Origin of the sequence: Methanobrevibacter sp. (assembly GCF_015062985.1) — an archaeon.
Taxonomy (GTDB): domain Archaea; phylum Methanobacteriota; class Methanobacteria; order Methanobacteriales; family Methanobacteriaceae; genus Methanocatella.
Map to the genome: position 1 here is coordinate 43,021 of NZ_SUTI01000003.1, position 18,688 is coordinate 61,708.

Here is an 18,688-nt window from a genome sequence, read left to right on the forward strand (position 1 = left end):
AATATGGATAATCATTATAACATTTATATTTGTGGCGTAGGAGGCCAAGGAATTATTAAAACATCCACAATCATTGGAGAAGCTGCAATGAATCAGGGATTGGATGTGGTAATGAGTGAAATTCATGGAATGTCCCAAAGGGGAGGATCCGTTTCCACAGAACTTAAGATTGGAGGATACAATTCATCAATTATTCCTAAACAAGGTGCGGACATGTTGCTTTCCTTTGAACCAATCGAAACAATAAGGGGTTTGGATAAGGTAAACGCCAATACTAAAATCGTTTATAATACTCATCCGATTGTTCCTTCTTCATCAGATAAGGCCTATCCTAGTGTGGAAAGCATAACAAAAATCTTGAAAGAGAATTTTGAACATGTGCTTCCAATCGACGGTACAAAATTGGCTATTGATGCTGGAAGCGTATTGGCTTTAAACATGGTTCTTTTAGGTGCTGTCACTGCTGATGATAAGTTTCCATTGACAAAAGAGTCTGTAATCGATGCAATGAAAAATAATTTAAAACCTAAATTCCATGAGATGAATTTAAAAGCTATTGAAAGTGGGTACAATTCAATTAAAGGTTAAAAATTTAAATACTATTTAAACAAATAATTTAATAGATATATAAAGAGTGGTTATCATGGCTTACAAAATTGACAATGCTATTATAAAAAAAGATAGGAATGGAAAATTAACATTAATTGATCCGGAAAATGTTTTTGGGGATGTAGATGCATTTATTGCAGTTAAAAGTGAAGATTTGATTACTATTCAACTTTTAATCAATGGAATCATGAAAAACGATTTCAAAACTTGGAAAGAGTTAGGTTCTATTCCTGATAATGAACCACTTAAAAGCCTATTTGTCCGTTTAGGATATTCAAGAGAAGACATTGCTAAATTACTAAAAGAATTTTAGCTTTTTTTCTTTACTTTTTTATAATTTTTTTTTAAAATTTTCACTATTTTTTGTTAAATTGCTTTCATTTTAATTTATTGATTTAATTTCATAATATTTACTTCAAAAAACCATTTTATTTAAATAATTATCCTTTAATTCTAATATTAAACTTTTTAAACTTTGTTTCTGTAATAAAAGTGTGGTTAACAACAGATAAGTTTGTTGAGGATACTTTGGAAAGAAATGTTACTTGTGATTTGTTAGGTGGTAGGATGAGTTTAATTCATGAATATGGTGAAAATATGTATAATGTTGGTAAAGATGAGGAAATTGAGCAGGGCATTGAGCAGTATTGCATATAAGACTGAAGTGTCCTTGGAAAAAATAGTTGAAATAAAAAATAAAAATAATTTGTAGAAAAGAGATAATTCTTTTCTATAAATCTTTAATGTCGTTTTCGTCTAATATTTTAACGTTGCTATCTTTAAGAGCTCCAATAGCTTTTTCCATATTTTCCAATCTCATAACAACAATGGCTTCATCAGTTTTGCTGCTAACGAATGCATAAAGGTATTCCAAGTTAATGCCTTTTTCATCGAAAACAGCTAATGTTGAGTTTAATCCGTTTGGTTCATCTGGAACTGCTAAAATTATGACCTCGTTTTCTTTTACAATAAATCCATCCTTTTCAAGCGCTTCGATAGATTTTTCATTATCGGAAACGATTAATCTTAAAATTCCATATTTTGATGTATCAGCTATTGAAAGGGCTCGAATATTAATATTTGCTCTTGCTAATGTATCAATAGCTTTTTTTATTCTTCCTTCTTTGTTTTCTACGAAAATTGAAATTTGTTTAACTGCCATTTTACCACCTATTCAAAATTCCTCTCATCAATTACACGTACAGCTTTACCTTCGCTTCTTGGAAGTGTTTCAGGTTCACAAATGGTAACATCAACTCTAAGACCGGTTTCTGATCTGATGGATGCCTGAATTTGTTTTTCAACCCTTTCCATTTCTTTCATCTCATCAAAGAATAATTCTTTTGAAGCTTCAACTTTCACTTCCACTTCATCCAGGATGTCAGGTCTTGTTACATGAATCATATAATTAGGGCTGATTCCTTCGATTTTAAGCAATGCCTTTTCGATTTGTGAAGGGAATACCATAACACCTTTGATTTTTAGCATGTCGTCGCTTCTTCCGGTGATTCTTGTCATTCTTACGGTTGTTCTTCCACATTCGCATTTTTCAGAAATGAGTGAAGTCAAATCTTTGGTTCTAAATCTTAATATAGGCATTCCAGTTTTTGTTAGGGATGTTAATACAAGTTCTCCTTTCTCACCGTAGTCTAAAGTTTCACCAGTTTCGGAATTAATGATTTCAGGGTAGAAATGGTCATCTTGGATATGCATTCCGTTTTGTTCGCGACATTCCTGTGCAACACCAGGCCCCATAACTTCTGTCAAACCATATATGTTGTGGGTTTTAATTCCTAAGGAGGATTCTATTCTTTTTCTCATTTCATCGGTCCACATTTCTGCACCGTGGATTCCGGCTTTTAAGTTAATGTCTTCAAGTGAAATTCCTGCCTTTTCTCTTGATTCTCCAAGATACATTGCATATGATGGGGTACATGTTAAAATGTCGCTTTGGAAATCGACCATTGTGTCAAGTTGCCTTTGAGTATTTCCGGCAGAAATCGGGATGGTAATCGCTCCCATTCTGTTTCCACCGTGGTGAATACCAAAACCACCAGTGAACAATCCATATCCATAAGCGTTTTGAATGATGTATTCTTTTTCAGCTCCTGCCATCTTGAGTCCACGTGCAATGCATTCTCCCCATATGTCCAAATCATTTTGGGTGTATGCGGTAACAGTTGGTTTTCCGGTTGTTCCGGATGATGCGTGCACTTCTACAATTTCTTCACGAGGAACTGCAAGTAATCCTAATGGGTAAGCTTCCCTTAAATCACTTTTTGTTGTAAATGGAATCTTTTCAATGTCTTTTAGAGTTTGGATGTCTTCCGGCTTTAAACCGATTTCATCGAATCTTCTTTTGTAAAATTCAACATTTTCATATGCAAGCTTTACAGTTTTCTTAAGTCTTTCAAGCTGCAGTTTTTCCTTTTCTTCTTTGTTCATACATTCAGTTTCTTCATTCCAAAACATTTTATCCCTATTCTATCAAATTTTCTAATACTGTTTAATTATTTGCTTTTGATATTATAAAAATTTATTATTTTTTTCAGCTAATTTTTTATTGCATATCATTTTCAGCGACTAAAATTAAACTGGACATAATGTACTTAAAAGTACATTAATGTATATTTATGTGAAAATATTTATATATATTCATTTTAATAATATATAATTGTAATATTAATAATTTTTAATATTTAGAGGTAATTATTTATGAACGTAATGATTTTAGCAATTGTATTTATAATTTACATATTCGCTCTTGTATTTGTAGGTTATTATGCATACAAAAAAACTAATTCCTCTGAAGACTTTATGATTGCTGGTAAAGATACACACCCATTTATTATGGCAATGAGTTATGGGGCTACTTTTATTTCGACAGCGGCTATTGTTGGTTTTGGGGGAGTTGCTAGTGAATATGGTATGAGTGTTTTATGGTTGGCTTTCTTGAATATCATTATTGGTGTGTTCATCGCCTTTGTATTTTTAGGAAAACGGACCCGTAGGATGGGACATGCTTTGGATTCTTTAACTTTTCCGGAGTTTTTAGGTAAACGTTTCGACTCAAAATTCATCCATTATTTCTCAGGTTTGATAATCTTCTGTGCAATGCCTTTATATGCTGCTGTAGTTTTAATCGGGGCAGCAAGATTTTTAGAATCATCTTTATTGATTGATTTCAGTATTGCTTTGCTTATTTTATCCATTATCATCACATTCTATGTATTGTTTGGTGGTATACGTGGTGTAATGTATACAGATGCTCTCCAGGGAACAATTATGGTTGTTGCAATGGTATTCCTGCTTGTGTATGTATATTGGTTGCTTGGAGGAATCGATACTGCAAACACTGCATTGACAAACATGGTTAATTTATATCCTGCCGATGCGCTTGCAACGGGCGGTACGGGATGGACGGCCTTCCCACAGTTTGGAACACCATTCTGGTGGTCACTTGTATCATCCACATTAATCGGTGTAGGTATCGGAGTGCTCGCACAGCCTTCATTAATCGTAAGATTCATGACTGTCAAATCCGATAAGGAATTGAATAGGTCAGTTTTAATCGGAGGTATATTCATTGCAATCATGCCGACCACAGCATATATCGTGGGATCACTTTCAAACGTATATTTCTATGACAAATTGGGTAAGATTGCTGTTGATGTTGTTGGAGGAAACATTGATAAGGTTATTCCAACATTCATTACAATGGCACTGCCTGAATGGTTTGTATACATCTTCTTGTTGTCCCTGATTGCAGCGGCAATGTCAACAATATCCTCACAACTGCACACACAGGGTACTGCATTCGGTGTGGATATCTACGGTACAATAAGAGAAAAATCCAAACAGAAATTAGATCAGATAAGCATATCAAGAGTAGGTATTTTGATAGCTATCATCTTGGCATTGGTAATGGCATACTCACTGCCTGGAAGTGTAGTTGCACTCGGAACAAGCCTGTTCTTTGAAATCTGTGCAGCAGCATTCTTGCCGGTATTTTTAGGTGCACTTTACTGGAAAGGCATTACCAGACTTGGTGCTATTGCTGGAATTCTTTCTGGAACCTTTGTCAGCTTATTCTGGCTGACTTTCGTATTCAAAAAGACTGCAGTAGGGCTTGGAATATGTAAGTTTGTTTGTGGTGTGGAAACATTGCTGCCGACTGCACCATGGCCATTCATTGATGTTATGTTGATAGCGGTTCCAGTTTCAGCTTTATTCACAATAGTTGTAAGTTTACTTACCAAACCTCCTGCAGATGAGGTTATTGATAAAGCGTTTGAAAACATTGATACAAAAGGAAGTGATGCATAATGGGAATTTTAGGAATTGAGGACCCATTGATTTGGGGAGTTTATCTTGGAATTATATTATCCACACTTTTATGTATTGTTTATGGTATTGTAAACTGGAATAAAGGAGATTAAATTCTTAAATCCTTATTATTTGATTTCCTTTGTTAATCAAATGAGATAATTAAGAGTTATTAAATATAACTCCTTTTTTTTATTTTTTTTTTAAATTTTCAACTTTATGCCTTCAATCAGGAAAGGGAAAGATTTTAGCACTAACCGATTTTTTCATGTATTATTCTACTTTTAGATTTGATTGATGCTTGCTTTTTTCAGTTTAATTTCATCTGATTTATTTTAGATTTACTTTCTACCGTAAGAGATATGTCAAATCCGCAAATGTTCTATGATTTGATTGTAAACTCATAAAAATAACGGATTAAGTTTAGTTTTCATTTTCCCTGTCATTCAAAATATTTATATATTAATAATGATAAACTTATTAGTCGGAAGGAACATTCCTTCCGATAGTGTCCTTCCGACTAGGTATTTTTTTTAAAATTCCTTTAGTCAAAGGGTTTCCACTTTCAATATTATTCAACTAAGTGGATAATATACTCAAAAATGATGTGAGAAAATGTCAGCAGAAGATAACAAATTAGACCAAATAATTAAAACAATTGAAGCAAATGATATAAAATTTTTGAAATTAGAGTTCTCAGACATACATGGATTACCAAAAAGTATGGCAGTACCTCTTAAAAAAGCTAGTGATGTAGAAGACATAGTAAACGACGGATTACTGTTCGACGGATCATCAGTAGCAGGATTGGCTTCAATTAATGACAGTGATTTACTTGCAAAACCTGATATCGACACCTTCTCAACAATTCCATGGAGACCTGAAGTAAAAGGTACAAGCAGATTCATATGTGATATTTTCACTACAGAAGGAAAACCTTATGACGGCGATCCAAGGGGTGTACTTAAAAAATCATTACAATTAGCAGAAAAAAGAGGATACCAATTCAATATGGGTCCCGAACCTGAATTCTTCATTATCAAAAAAGATGAAGATGGAAATTACGTACCTGCAGATGATGCTGAATACTTTGACGTAGAGCCATTAGACCAAGGTACCGACATTAGAAGGGAAATAGTATTAGGTTTGGAAAAATTGGATTTCAATGTGGAAGTCAGTCACCACGAAGTGGCAGCAGGCCAACATGAAGTGGACTTCAAATATGCAGACGCTTTAAAAACAGCTGATGCTGTAATAACTTTCAAAGAGGCAGTTAAAGCATTAGTCAACAAATTAGGATTTAAAGCAACATTCATGCCAAAACCGTTCCTGGGAATTAACGGTAGCGGAATGCATTGTAATCAGAGCTTATTCAAAAATGGAGAAAACATTTTCTATGACCCTGACACTGAAAATCAAATATCACAGGATGCATTATACTTCATTGGAGGATTGCTGAAACATGCACAGGCTTTATCAGCAATTTTATCACCTACAGTTAACTCTTATAAACGTTTAGTGCCGGGTTACGAAGCACCATGTTACATTGCTTACGGTTTTAAAAACAGGTCAACATTATTAAGGATTCCTGCATCTCGTGGATTAGGTACAAGAATCGAATGCAGATCAGCTGACCCATCATGTAACCCATACTTGGCATTTGCATCATTGCTTGAAGCAGGTTTAGACGGTATGGACAATAAAATCGACCCTGGAGAACCTACCGAAGAAAACTTATTCGCATTAACCGAAGATGAAATCAACCAAAGGGGAATTGCAAATCTGCCAACAAGCTTATGGGAAGCATATCACTCCTTAGAAGAGGATGAGGTAATCAAAAACGCTATCGGAGAAAAAGTGTTCAATCAATTCTATAACATAAAAAGAGCCGAATGGGATGCTTATAGAATACAAGTATTCGATTATGAAAGAGATGAGTATTTAAACGTATAAAGTTTCCTTTATTGGTGGTCAAATCTGAAATCCTCTCTTTGAATTGGCCACCGATCAATCTAAAATTTTTTGGAGGTATGAATTTAATCGAAGTGATGTTGAATTAAATTTTAAAATTATTTTTTTAAGGCATATGGTAATTTTAAGATACAGTTAGCAGGCATATTGTAAGTTTAAAATCAAGATTTTATTATTTTTTTAAGGCATATGGTAATTTTGAGATATTGGTTGTTAGGCATATGGATGAATCAAAACTGAAAATACAGATTCAATAAAATCAACCAAGATCAGAAATATTTTGATACGTTTTACCAATTATTTTATTTGGAGGCAGAAAATGTGTGGAATAGCAGGCGTAATATACAAAGATAAAAAAACTCACCCCGTAGGTGAAACCTTGACTGCAATGTTGGAATCACTGCAGCACAGGGGACCTGATTCAGCAGGTTATGCAATCTACGGCAGTTTAAATTTTCCTGAAAATTATTATCAATTAAACATTGAAGTAAAAAGAAGACGTGGAGCATTAGACAATTTAAAATCATTATTAACTCAGATAAGTCCAATATTTGAAGAAGAGTTGATTGAGTCTGTAGGCGACTCCGATGTATATAAATGTAAAATAGCATTGGACGAATTTTCCCGTCTACACCCATTTATAAGAGAAATCGACGAATTGGAAAATGTAAGGGTCATCAACGGTTCACATTCATTTGAAATGATAAAGGACACCGGAAAAGTAAAAGATATTGCAAAAAGATTTGATGTTCAAAGCAGGATGGGTACACATGGGATAGGACATACCCGTTTTGCGACTGAAAGTGGTGTCGACCGTTATCACGCACACCCATATCAAAGTTACATAATACCTGATATAACTGTGGTTCATAATGGGCAAATCACCAATTACTGGAAAATAAGGGATCCTTTAGAGAGAAAAGGACACACTTTCGAATCATTTAACGATACAGAGTGCATTGTTCATTATATGGCAGATAAACTTAATCAAGGCTATAAATTGGAAGAGGCTTTAGACCAGGCTGTAATTGATTTGGATGGTCCGTTTTCAATATTGGTGGGAACACCTAACGGAATTGGAATTGCAAAGGACAAACTTGGCCTTAGACCAGGTGTAATGGTGGAAACTGATGAGATTTTTGCAATAGCCTCAGAAGAGATGGCATTGCATAATGTAATTGATTCCGACCAGATAGAGCAAATCGCACCTGGCGAAACAAGGTCTTACACCATCTGATTAGGGGGTTCATCGATGAAAGAATGTGTTATTGATGCAAAAAGTATAGATGGTAAAGAATTGAATCGCACCATAAAAGAACAGGCTCTATCTCATGATAAGCTCATTATTGATAATCCCGAATCCAGACACAATATCTGTGCAGGTTTAACTGAAGATGTGGAGATAGAAATCAACGGTTCTGCAGGTTATTTTGTAGGAACAATGGTCAACGGACCAAGGATACACATCAAAGGTAATGCAGGATGGTTTGCCGGAGATAATATGACAGAAGGCGAATTGATTATAGAAGGTACTGCCGGTGATGGTGCAGGACAGGGAATCTATGGCGGAACAGTAATTGTAAAAGGAAGCACAGGTTCAAGAACCGGAGAAATCATGAAAGGCGGAACTGTTATCATTGGCGGAAACAGCGGATACATGACAGGATTGCTCATGATGGGAGGTAAACTCATAATACTTGGTGATGTAACCGATGATGTCGGCGAATCAATTATGAGGGGAAGCATTTATGTTCTTGGTGATGTAAAAAGCTTAGGAAAGAATGCTGTTATGGAAAAAACCACTCCTGAAGATCAAAGAGATCTGAAAGAAATCCTAACAAAATATGGTTTTGAACTGACTGATGTAGATTATGCAAATTTTAAAAAAATCGTTAATATGCAATAGGAGCTAAAAAAATGAGCGAACATAGAATAGCTATGGTTGGAACACCATGTGAGATAATGGCAGCATCCAAACTGCAGTATTATACAGATAGCCCTATTGATGTTAAGCTGGGCTTATTTTGTATGGAGAATTTTTCATATAAATACTTCGTAAATCTCTTGAAAGAGTACGATTTGAAAATGGATGATATTGAAAAATTCCAAATTGACAAAGGATTCGTATCCTTATTATTGAAAACTAAAGAAACAGTTAAAATACCTCTATCTGTAGCTAAGAGGATCATCAGAAAAAACTGTAACATTTGCGTTGAACTGACATCCGAAACATCTGACATCTCAATAGGGTCCATAGGGTCAGATGACGGATGGTCAACATTAATTATCAGAACTGAAAAAGGCGAGGAGATAGTCAACGGAGCAATTAAACAGGAGTTCATCGAGGCAAAAGAGCTCACCGAATCACAATTTAAATTGCTTACCAAAATTGCCGAAACCAAAATCAACAAAAATCTTGAAGAAATTGAAAAAAGAGAATTCTTGGCGCGTCCGGTTTTATACCAAAGAAACAAATCCGACGAATCAATCAATAATGAAATTTCACAGTCCCAATTCCTGGATTTAAGGTCAAACGTTATTGATGTAGGGGCATGTGTGCTCTGCGGAGCATGTGAATATGCCTGTCCGGATAATCTGATAACAATTGATGATACAAAACCAAGGATGAAAGGAGAATGCTCTGAAGATTGTCATGCATGCTTTACAGTCTGTCCAAGAACTTTCATACCTGAAGATTTGCGCAATGACAATTCCAAAGCAATCGGAGACTTCATTAAAGTGTTGTCCGTCAAATCCTTGAAACACAGTCAGGGTCAGGACGGTTCCATTGTTACAACATTATTGGACTATCTGCTGACCAACAAGATTATAACTGAAGCCCTTATTGTGGATAAGCAGGATCATTTGGCCTGGAAACCTTATGCAAAGCTAACCAGTGAAATTGATGCGGTTGTCAAATCCGGAGGAACAAAATATTCAGTCTGTCCGGTATTCAAACCGTTAATGGATATGGAAGAGGGGGTAAATTAGATGTCATTCACTGTTGAAAGGAAAATAGAGATATGTAAACAGAATAATGATAGGCCAGGATGCTGCTGGTATTTATGCGACCATCCTAAACAGTCAGCATGTAAAAACTGTTACAGCTGTTACTCAAATTGCCCTCATAACGTTTATGAAGTAATCAATGATGAACCTCTGCCGATACGTCAGGAAAATTGTGTAGGATGCAAAATCTGTGAAGAGATGTGCCCGACACACGCTATATATGTCAGGCCTCTTGCTGATGAAGGCCGGGGCGTATGGTCAAATTCAACAATGGTTGAAATCAAACGTAAAAGCCAAACCGGAGCATATAAAGTGCGTGGTTGTGGTTTAACCAGAAAGATTCCTTCATTCGATGATTTAAGCATATTGCCTGCACAGGTGTCAAGACCTCCAATAGATTCATATAGGGAAACATGCAAAACATCTGTGGTTCTGGGAGACAGGTTTGCTGAAAATCCTATTGAAATAGACACTCCTATCATGATTGGAGCAATGTCTTTCGGTGCATTAAGTAAAGAGGCAAAAATAGCATTAGCTATTGGAAGCAGTAAGGTAGGTACAATAACCAACACCGGTGAGGGAGGTATGCTTCCGGAAGAGAGGCATTATGCCGACAAATTGATTGCCCAATATGCATCAGGCCGTTTCGGAGTCTCAGCCAGCTATCTCAACAATGCAGAAGCTGTTGAAATAAAAATAGGCCAGGGTGCAAAATCCGGTATGGGAGGACATTTGCTTTCACACAAAGTGACTGCAGAGGTGGCCAGGGTTAGAAACATCCCTGAAGGAACATCAGCATTAAGTCCTGCCAGGCACATGGATATTGTCGGACCGGAAGACTTAGGAATGAAAATCAATCAGCTTAGGGAAATCACTGACTGGAAAATACCGATCATCGTAAAATTCGCTTCCGGAAGAGTGGAGCAGGATGTCAAAATTGCTGCAAAAGCCGGTGCTGACATAATTGTCGTTGATGGTATGCAGGGAGGAACAGGTGCAGGACCTGAAGTGGTTACAGAACATGCTGGTATTCCTACTATAGAAGCCATTGTAAAGGCTGATGATGCTCTTAAGGATATAAACTTAAGAAGCGAAGTAAGCCTTGTGGCTGCCGGAGGAATAAGATCAGGGGCTGACGTGGCAAAGGCAATAGCCTTAGGTGCTGATGCAGTCTACATCGCTACATCCGCATTAATATCCATAGGATGTAAAGTCTGTCAAAGCTGTTCTGAAGGAATCTGTCCGAAAGGAATCGCAACACAGGACAGGGTGCTTAGAAGAAGACTGGACCCTGTAAGAAAAGGTCAGCAAGTTGCAAATTATATTGAAGCAATGACTCAGGAAGTAACATCATTAACTCAACAAGCAGGAAATACCGATATAGAAAATCTTGAGCGTCAGGATCTTGTTGCATTGACTATGGAAGCTTCACAGTTAACAGGAGTGCCGATGAGCAAGCATTATTAGTGAATGTGGAGTGGTAATCTATCAAATTAAATATGTTACATATTAAATTCGAGATGAACGTGAGGTATTAAAAAAATAAAGAACAGATATCAGGAGATATTATTATGGCAGCATTCGATAGAGTTAAATCAGGAATTCCCGGCCTTGATAAGGCTTTGGACAACATTCGTTTAGGGGATAATGTAGTATGGAACGTTACTAATCTCAATGAATTTTCTTACTTCGTCAATCCTTATGTAAAGCAGGCAAAAGAGGATAACAGAAACCTAATCTACATTCGATTTGCTAATCATCCTCCTTTAATAGAGATGACTGATGAAGATTTTAAACTGCTTGAACAAGAAGAGAACAATCCTGAAACGGAATTTTGCATGATAGAGCGTGACGGCATTAAGATATATCAAGTGAATCCGTACAACCAATTTGAGACATTCACATTGGAAGTCCATAGGATTATAGAAAAGGAAGGCTTTGATGCGTTCTATGTTTTCGACTGTTTAAGTGACCTTCAGGCGGTTTGGTCAACGGATTTGATGATGGGCAATTTCTTTAAGGTTACTTGCCCGTTCCTGTTCCAATTGGATACTGTGGCATTTTTCCCAATCATTCGTGGAAGACATTCATATGATGCCATTGCCAAAATCCGTGAAACCACTCAGCTATTTCTTAACGTATACTCAAATTCCCCGGAGGAAGTATATGTTTCCCCGTTGAAGGTATGGAACAGATATTCCCAAACAATGTTTCTGGGACACAAGTTCAACCCTCAAACGGGTCTTGTCAAAGTTTTGAAGGATGGTCAGGAAGTCAGCAAATATTACAAGACAATCAACGATTCGGACAAATATCAGAACGGCCAGACTTTGGACAGCTGGGAAAGGTATATGCTTCAGGTAAGAATGAAGTATGAGGAAGGAAAAAACATCGATGAGGATTGCGATAAGATCTGTGAGCTGATGATGACAAAAGACGAAAGGATGCTTTCCAAAATCAAGGAATACTTCACTTTTGAGGATTATATCACAATTTATGATCGCCGTATCGGCAGCGGATTGGTGGGAGGTAAATCCTGCGGAATGCTGCTTGCTAGAAAAATAATCGAAAAGAATTGTCCGGACATATACAATTACAGTTTTGAACCCGATGATTCATTTTACATAGGTTCCGATCTTTTTTATACCTATATTGTTTCAAATGACTTGTGGGACCTTAGGGTAAAGCAAAGAACCAAAGAGGGTTATTATAAATATGGAAAGGAACTCGAAGAGGCTCTTAAAAAGGGTACATTCTCAGATGCGATTAAAAAGGAATTCATTCACCTATTGGATTATTTTGGGCAAAATCCTATCATCGTCAGGTCAAGCAGTTTCCTTGAAGACGGATACGGAAATGCATTTGCGGGAAAATATGAATCAGTGTTCTGCGTAAACAGGGGAACTCTTGAAGAGCGTTTGGCCGCTTTTGAGGATGCGGTAAAAACAGTATATTCAAGTACTATGAACATTTCCGCTTTGGAATATCGTAAAATAAATGATTTGGATGATACTGATGAGCAGATGGCTCTTTTGGTTCAAAGGGTCTCAGGTTCCTACTATGGAGACTATTTCTTCCCGACCGCAGCTGGAGTAGGATTTTCATACAGTCCATATTCCCCGCTCCCGGACATGGACAACAGCAAAGGAATGTTAAGGCTTGTAATGGGTCTGGGTACAAAAGCTGTTGACAGAACCAAAAAGGATTATCCAAGAATCATCAATCTCGACAAGCCTGAAGTGACCCTGACCAAGGATATAAAAGAGAAACACAGGTACTCACAGCATTATCTGGATGTCATTGATTTAAAGAACATCAGTCTGCACGACATTCCTGTCGATGACGGTCTGGATATAATTCCAAGGCATGCTAAAAGGGTTCTTGTCGAACATGACCGTGAAGCCGAAAGAATGTTTCGCGATCGTGGCCAACGCCGTGAAATAGTCTTTGTAAACTGTGAGGGCATTGTAAAGAATCATAAGTTCATTGATGAGATGAAAGAGATTTTAAAAACATTGCAAACAGCATATGACTATCCTGTTGACATTGAGTATACTGTCAATGTTGGGGAGGACAATTCATATAACATAAACCTGCTGCAGTGCCGCCCTCTTCAGGTCTCAATAAACAATGAAGCCATTGAAATGCCTGAGGATAAAAACGTTTTCTTCCACATTAAGGAATCCTCCATGGGAATGTCACGAAAGAATACAATTGACACTATCTGTTATGTTGATCCGCATAAATATTATGAATATCCTTATGCTCAAAAAAGTTCAATATCCCGTGTAATCAGTGACGTGAATACCTATTGTAAAAACAATGATAAAACAGCTATTTTAATAGTTCCCGGAAGAATAGGTACGTCTTCTCCGGAATTGGGTATCCCCGTGGTATTTGCGGACATCAGCCACTTTTCAGCAATACTGGAGGAGTCCTATAGTGAAGTGGGCTATATGCCGGAATTATCTTTCGGAAGCCACATGTTCCAGGATTTAGTGGAAGCTGAAATATATTACGGGGCATTGTTTGAAAACGAGAAAAAAATAGAGTTTAACAAAGAAATGGTCTATGATTATCCGAATATCCTCAAAGACATAAACCCTAACCTGAATGATGAAATTTATTCTATGATACAAGTCATAGACTTTGATGAGAATAAGGCGGAGTTATATCATGATATGAATAAGGACGAAACACTTTGCATATTCAAATAATTAGGCTTAGATTATGATGAGGAATGTTTCATTATAATTTTTGGGCAGGAGGGTGGGACATATGCCTGTTTATTTGTAATTTTCCCACAAAAAGATTTTACAAATAAAATAAAAACGTATGACAAAATATGGTGTGATTAATGGCCCCTATCTGAGTTCTCATTTTTAATGGGGCTGTTTTTCACATTTTTTTTTAGAAATTTCTTGACTTTTCTCTTTATTGAATCAGTCCAGTATATTTAATTCCGTCATGATGGAAAATATCCTTAACTTTTTTATAATTCATTTTTCAAAATATTTTCATGAAAGAATTATTTGCCAATTTTGAAAGAATCAAGAAAAATGACCCTGAATTTCATGAAATTTTTAATAATTTTGCATATGGGGAAGTGTTTGAGCATTCCAATCTGTCTGAAAAGGAATCTATTTTAGTAACTTTGGCCAGTTTAATCGCATGCCAATCTCCTAAGGCTTTCAAAAAGATTCTGCTTTCAGCCTTGGACATGGACATAACTCCTGAAGAGGTTAAGGAACTGCTTTATCAGTCTGTTCCATATGTAGGATTCGGACGTGCGCACAACTTTTTCGGTGTTGTGATAAAGGTCTTTGAAAAAAAGGGAATCGAAATGCCTCTGGAAAACAGATCAAACACTAATCCTGAAAATAGATATGGCAAGGGTCGTGAACTTCAGGACAAATATTTCGGAGCTGAGATGATTCAGGCCATGAATGACAATGCTCCAGATGGTCAAAAACACTTCAATAGATTTTTAGAGGGCTTCTGTTTCGGTGATTTTTACACTCGTGACGGTTTAAATGACCAGCAAAGGGAACTGATTACATTTGTTTTCATTGCAACTTTGGGCGGTTGTGAAAATCAGTTGAGGGGTCATACTCAAGGCAATTTGGCGGTCGGAAACGATAAGGAAAAATTAATTTCAGCCATAACAGTGATTTTGCCGCATATAGGTTTTCCAAGAACCCTCAATGCTTTGGCTATTGTTAACGAAATTTGCGGATAAAAAAAAGAATATTAATGTTTTTAACATTAATATTTAAATTCATATGATTCTTCAATTGCGAACATGTTTCTGAATTCTGCGGTTGCATCGTTGAGATAGAACACGCCCATTTCCCAGTTGTTGGCTTTGTATGCTTCAGCGATTTCGGGCATGAGTTCAAATGCTTTATCAATGACGTTCTGATTTTTGGTTAAATCTGCAACTCCGTAGAATCTTAAAAAGTGTTCTCCATCCCATGCGGCTATTTCCACATTTGGGTTTGCTTCCAGTTGTTTATAAACGTCTTTATGAGTTCCAACACCAAAGTAAATTTTATCCTCAAACAATAAGTGGAATCCAAGCGGTCTGACTTTTGGTTTGTCTTCGTTTACGGTTGCAAGATAAAATACTTCTGCTTTTGTTAAAAGTTCATCTACTTTTTCAATATCTGACATTAAAACACCTCTGATTTTATATTTGCAAAAAGAGTATATAAAAGTTCCATAGTAACATTGTTTATTTTCGATTTTTTGCTTCGATTATGATTATATTTATCTTCGAAATTAAGCGTTTATGTGGTTTATTTTTAGGTTTACACATTTTTCATGAATATATTTTCTGCGATTAATATTCGATTTACTCTTATTTGTTCACCTCGATATGAAAATATTTATATATCATTTGTTATAAATTAATAATTACTAATCATGATAATTAAATTGTAATTTAAGATTAGGGGAAAGAAATGAATTTGGCATACAGATTATTATTCTTTATTGGATTTGCTAATCTTTCATTATGAATTTGATGTCAGGTAGTGCTATTGATTTAATTGTTTAAAAGGAGAAAAAACTATGAAATCTATGAAAAAATTGATGTTTGTTGCTATTTTGGCTGCAATAGTTATTGTTAGTGCAGGCGCATGCTCCGCAGGTTTGTTTGACTTTATGAGCGGTGGTTCTGCAGATAATAACATGACTGGGGAAGTTAATTTAGCAGCTGCTGCCAGTTTAAAAAACGCTTATGATAAAGATTTGATTCCTTTATTTAATCAAAAATACCCTAATATAAAAGTTACCCCTACTTATGCTTCAAGTGGGGATTTACAATCTCAAATTGAAAACGGTTTAGAAGCGGATGTATTCATGTCTGCCGCTAATAAACAAATGAACAAATTAGCTGAAGAAGGTTTAGTTGATAACAGTACTAATGTGCAATTGTTGGAAAACAAAGTTGTTTTAATTGTACCGAAAAATTCAACACTCAACATAACTTCATTCGATGATTTGAAAAATGTAAACGGAACTATTGCTATTGGTGATCCTGAATCCGTACCTGCAGGACAATATGCAAAAGAAGCATTAAACAACACAGGTATCTGGAGCAGTGTTGAATCCAAATTATCTTTAGGTACTGATGTAACTGCTGTATTAAACCAAGTAGCTCAAGGATCTGCTGATTGCGGTATTGTATATGCTACTGATGCTAAATCCAATGATGATGTTAAAGTAGTTTGTGAAGCTCCTGAAGGTGCTTTAAAAACTCCTGTTATCTATCCTGTAGCTATGGTTAAAAATTCAAACAATACAGATGCAGCAAAACTATTTATGGACTTCTTGCAAACTCAAGAAGCTAAAGACATATTCGTTGAATATGGTTTCACTATTCATGAAAAATAAATTTATAACTGTTCATGAATATATATAAATGTTGAATGGGATAGTGTGACTCACATACTATTTCGATTCAACTATTAAATTTATTATTAATTAATTTTTAAGAGATATATCATGATGATGGACTGGTCCCCTGTTTTAATTTCAATGAAAACTGCAAGCATATCAATTTTCATAACCTTTTTTGTAGGTTTGATTGTTGCTTGGGGGATTATTAAGATTAAAAATGACACCACAAAAATTGTGCTTGACGGCATTTTCACATTGCCGATTGTATTACCTCCTACTGTAGTTGGGTTCTTTTTATTATGGATTTTTGGTGTTAGAGGACCTATAGGTAAGTTTTTCATAGACTTTTTTGCTGTAAAAATTGCATTCTCATGGCCTGCAACCGTTATTGCAGCGGTAGTCATGTCTTTCCCGTTAATGTACAGGTCTGCCCGTGGTGCATTTGAACAGGTTGATTCCAACTTGCTTGATGCCGGTCGTACATTAGGTATGTCCGAGTGGAAAATTTTCTGGAAAGTTTTATTTGCAAATGCATTGCCTGGAATCATCAGCGGAGGAATTCTTGCTTATGCCAGGGGTTTAGGAGAATTTGGTGCTACAGCCATGCTCGCAGGTAATATTGCAGGGCAAACTAGAACGCTTCCTATGGCAGTTTATTCTGAAGTAGCTGCAGGCAATATGGGTGATGCTTTTAATTATGTAATCGTCATCATTATCATATCATTTATAGCCATTTTCATAATGGATTATGTTTCTATACGTAAGGATAAGCAATGGAAATAATCCGCAATTCAGGTGTTAGGGGATCTTATGAGTAATAAAATGTTGAAGGTAAATATCCAAAAGGAACTTAAGGAATTTGAACTGGATGTTGGTTTTGAATTGAAAAATAGGCGTTTAGGTATTCTTGGTCCTTCCGGATGCGGCAAAAGTATGACATTGAAATCCATTGCAGGCATTGTAGATCCCGATAAGGGCGTTGTTAGCCTAACAACTAATGAAGAAACTGTTTATTTTGATTCTAATAAAAAAATTAATTTAAAACCCCAAAAAAGAAATGTGGGGTATCTGTTTCAGAATTATGCTTTATTTCCAAACATGACAGTTGAGGAAAACATTGCTGTCGGTTTGTCTAAAGATGATGATGGAAAAATCGTTTCTGAAATGATTAAACGTTTCCATTTGGATGGTTTGGAAAATAGATATCCTAGGCAACTGTCCGGAGGTCAGCAGCAAAGGGTAGCATTAGCACGCATATTGGCTTACAGTCCGGATGTCATATTGCTTGATGAACCATTCAGTGCTATGGATACATTCCTGAAGGAACAGTTGCGTCTTGAACTTGTAAAAATGCTAAATGATTTTGATGGATTTTCCATTATGGTTACCCATAATCGTGATGAGGCATTCCAGTTTTGCGATGAGCTCATAGTATTGGATGAAGGCAAAATCATAGCAAAAGGGGATACCCATGAAGTATTCGAAAATCCGAGAAAGGTTCAGGTTGCCAGGCTGACCGGCTGTAAAAACATTTCCAAAATAGAAATAATCGATGATTATCATCTAAAATCCCTGGATTGGGGAGTCACATTTGAAGTATCCGAAAAAATTTCACCAAATATTACACATATGGGAATAAGGGCTCATGATTTTGATCCTGCCCAGAAAGATGACATTAATGTCATTGATACAAAAAATTCAACTAAACTGGAAATGCCATTCGAATGGGAGATAACCCTGGAAAATGGATTGTGGTGGAAACGAGACAAACAGATTCATGAGCATGAATTTGAGATTCCGGATTATCTGAAAGTGGATCCTAAAAACATAATCCTTCTTGAAGAGTAAGATTTTTTTTTGATTTTGGAAA

General features: G+C 36.1%; 18 protein-coding genes. 15 read left to right on the forward strand and 3 right to left on the reverse strand.

The features are described from left to right. Nucleotides 1-3: 3 nt before the first annotated feature. From E7Z77_RS02030 to E7Z77_RS02040, 3 genes are all read left to right on the forward strand, one after another. Complete coding sequence (locus E7Z77_RS02030; RefSeq protein WP_292749613.1) at nucleotides 4-588, forward strand: indolepyruvate oxidoreductase subunit beta; 585 nt, start codon at nucleotides 4-6, stop codon at nucleotides 586-588. A 55-nt stretch (nucleotides 589-643) separates the two neighbouring features. Then, the gene (locus E7Z77_RS02035) at nucleotides 644-922 is read left to right on the forward strand and encodes a hypothetical protein (protein WP_292749615.1); all 279 of its coding nucleotides are present in this window, start codon (nucleotides 644-646) and stop codon (nucleotides 920-922) included. Between the two features lie 179 nt (nucleotides 923-1,101). Next, complete coding sequence (locus tag E7Z77_RS02040) at nucleotides 1,102-1,266, forward strand: hypothetical protein (protein ID WP_292749617.1); 165 nt, start codon at nucleotides 1,102-1,104, stop codon at nucleotides 1,264-1,266. A 73-nt stretch (nucleotides 1,267-1,339) separates the two neighbouring features. On the opposite strand, the gene E7Z77_RS02045 is transcribed toward E7Z77_RS02040, so the two are convergent. Both E7Z77_RS02045 and E7Z77_RS02050 read right to left on the reverse strand, forming a co-directional pair. Beyond that, nucleotides 1,340-1,771, reverse strand: a complete 432-nt coding sequence (locus E7Z77_RS02045; RefSeq protein WP_292749619.1) for an amino acid-binding protein — start codon at nucleotides 1,769-1,771, stop codon at nucleotides 1,340-1,342. An 8-nt stretch (nucleotides 1,772-1,779) separates the two neighbouring features. Next, nucleotides 1,780-3,081 carry a phenylacetate--CoA ligase gene (locus tag E7Z77_RS02050; RefSeq protein ID WP_292749621.1) on the reverse strand — a complete coding sequence of 434 codons (1,302 nt, stop codon included), beginning with the start codon at nucleotides 3,079-3,081 and terminating at the stop codon, nucleotides 1,780-1,782. A gap of 243 nt (nucleotides 3,082-3,324) precedes the next feature. Between E7Z77_RS02050 and E7Z77_RS02055 the strand changes: the two genes are divergently transcribed. The 9 genes from E7Z77_RS02055 to E7Z77_RS02090 all read left to right on the forward strand — a co-directional run bounded on the left by E7Z77_RS02055 (nucleotide 3,325) and on the right by E7Z77_RS02090 (nucleotide 15,154). Further along, complete coding sequence (locus E7Z77_RS02055) at nucleotides 3,325-4,935, forward strand: sodium/solute symporter (RefSeq protein WP_292749623.1); 1,611 nt, start codon at nucleotides 3,325-3,327, stop codon at nucleotides 4,933-4,935. Next, the gene (locus E7Z77_RS09795) at nucleotides 4,935-5,048 is read left to right on the forward strand and encodes a symporter small accessory protein (protein ID WP_366510228.1); all 114 of its coding nucleotides are present in this window, start codon (nucleotides 4,935-4,937) and stop codon (nucleotides 5,046-5,048) included. Before E7Z77_RS02055 ends, E7Z77_RS09795 begins: the two co-directional genes overlap by 1 nt. 502 nt (nucleotides 5,049-5,550) lie before the next feature. Next, complete coding sequence (gene glnA / locus E7Z77_RS02060) at nucleotides 5,551-6,888, forward strand: type I glutamate--ammonia ligase (RefSeq protein WP_292749625.1); 1,338 nt, start codon at nucleotides 5,551-5,553, stop codon at nucleotides 6,886-6,888. 337 nt (nucleotides 6,889-7,225) lie between these two features. After that, the gene (locus E7Z77_RS02065) at nucleotides 7,226-8,143 is read left to right on the forward strand and encodes a glutamine amidotransferase (RefSeq protein ID WP_292749627.1); all 918 of its coding nucleotides are present in this window, start codon (nucleotides 7,226-7,228) and stop codon (nucleotides 8,141-8,143) included. Between the two features lie 15 nt (nucleotides 8,144-8,158). Continuing rightward, on the forward strand, nucleotides 8,159-8,812 hold the full coding sequence (locus E7Z77_RS02070) for a tributyrin esterase (RefSeq protein WP_292749629.1): 654 nt from the start codon (nucleotides 8,159-8,161) through the stop codon (nucleotides 8,810-8,812). A gap of 11 nt (nucleotides 8,813-8,823) precedes the next feature. Then, nucleotides 8,824-9,897 (forward strand): Coenzyme F420 hydrogenase/dehydrogenase, beta subunit C-terminal domain, encoded by a 1,074-nt coding sequence (locus tag E7Z77_RS02075; protein WP_292749631.1) that lies wholly within the window; start codon nucleotides 8,824-8,826, stop codon nucleotides 9,895-9,897. Continuing rightward, nucleotides 9,898-11,382, forward strand: coding sequence for a glutamate synthase-related protein (locus E7Z77_RS02080; RefSeq protein WP_292749633.1), 1,485 nt, complete (start codon nucleotides 9,898-9,900; stop codon nucleotides 11,380-11,382). A 104-nt stretch (nucleotides 11,383-11,486) separates the two neighbouring features. Then, nucleotides 11,487-14,132, forward strand: coding sequence for a PEP/pyruvate-binding domain-containing protein (locus tag E7Z77_RS02085; protein WP_292749635.1), 2,646 nt, complete (start codon nucleotides 11,487-11,489; stop codon nucleotides 14,130-14,132). A gap of 302 nt (nucleotides 14,133-14,434) precedes the next feature. Continuing rightward, nucleotides 14,435-15,154, forward strand: a complete 720-nt coding sequence (locus tag E7Z77_RS02090; protein ID WP_292749637.1) for a carboxymuconolactone decarboxylase family protein — start codon at nucleotides 14,435-14,437, stop codon at nucleotides 15,152-15,154. 26 nt (nucleotides 15,155-15,180) lie between these two features. Here E7Z77_RS02090 and E7Z77_RS02095 read toward each other — a convergent pair whose 3' ends face one another. After that, on the reverse strand, nucleotides 15,181-15,588 hold the full coding sequence (locus tag E7Z77_RS02095; protein WP_292749639.1) for a pyridoxamine 5'-phosphate oxidase family protein: 408 nt from the start codon (nucleotides 15,586-15,588) through the stop codon (nucleotides 15,181-15,183). A 399-nt stretch (nucleotides 15,589-15,987) separates the two neighbouring features. Between E7Z77_RS02095 and modA the strand changes: the two genes are divergently transcribed. From modA to E7Z77_RS02110, 3 genes are all read left to right on the forward strand, one after another. Continuing rightward, nucleotides 15,988-16,812, forward strand: a complete 825-nt coding sequence (modA, locus tag E7Z77_RS02100) for a molybdate ABC transporter substrate-binding protein (RefSeq protein WP_292749641.1) — start codon at nucleotides 15,988-15,990, stop codon at nucleotides 16,810-16,812. A 114-nt stretch (nucleotides 16,813-16,926) separates the two neighbouring features. Next, nucleotides 16,927-17,601: a molybdate ABC transporter permease subunit gene (gene modB / locus E7Z77_RS02105; RefSeq protein WP_366510233.1), complete on the forward strand. Its 675-nt coding sequence runs from the start codon at nucleotides 16,927-16,929 to the stop codon at nucleotides 17,599-17,601. 27 nt (nucleotides 17,602-17,628) lie between these two features. Continuing rightward, nucleotides 17,629-18,666, forward strand: coding sequence for an ATP-binding cassette domain-containing protein (locus E7Z77_RS02110; RefSeq protein ID WP_292749646.1), 1,038 nt, complete (start codon nucleotides 17,629-17,631; stop codon nucleotides 18,664-18,666). Nucleotides 18,667-18,688 lie beyond the last annotated feature (22 nt).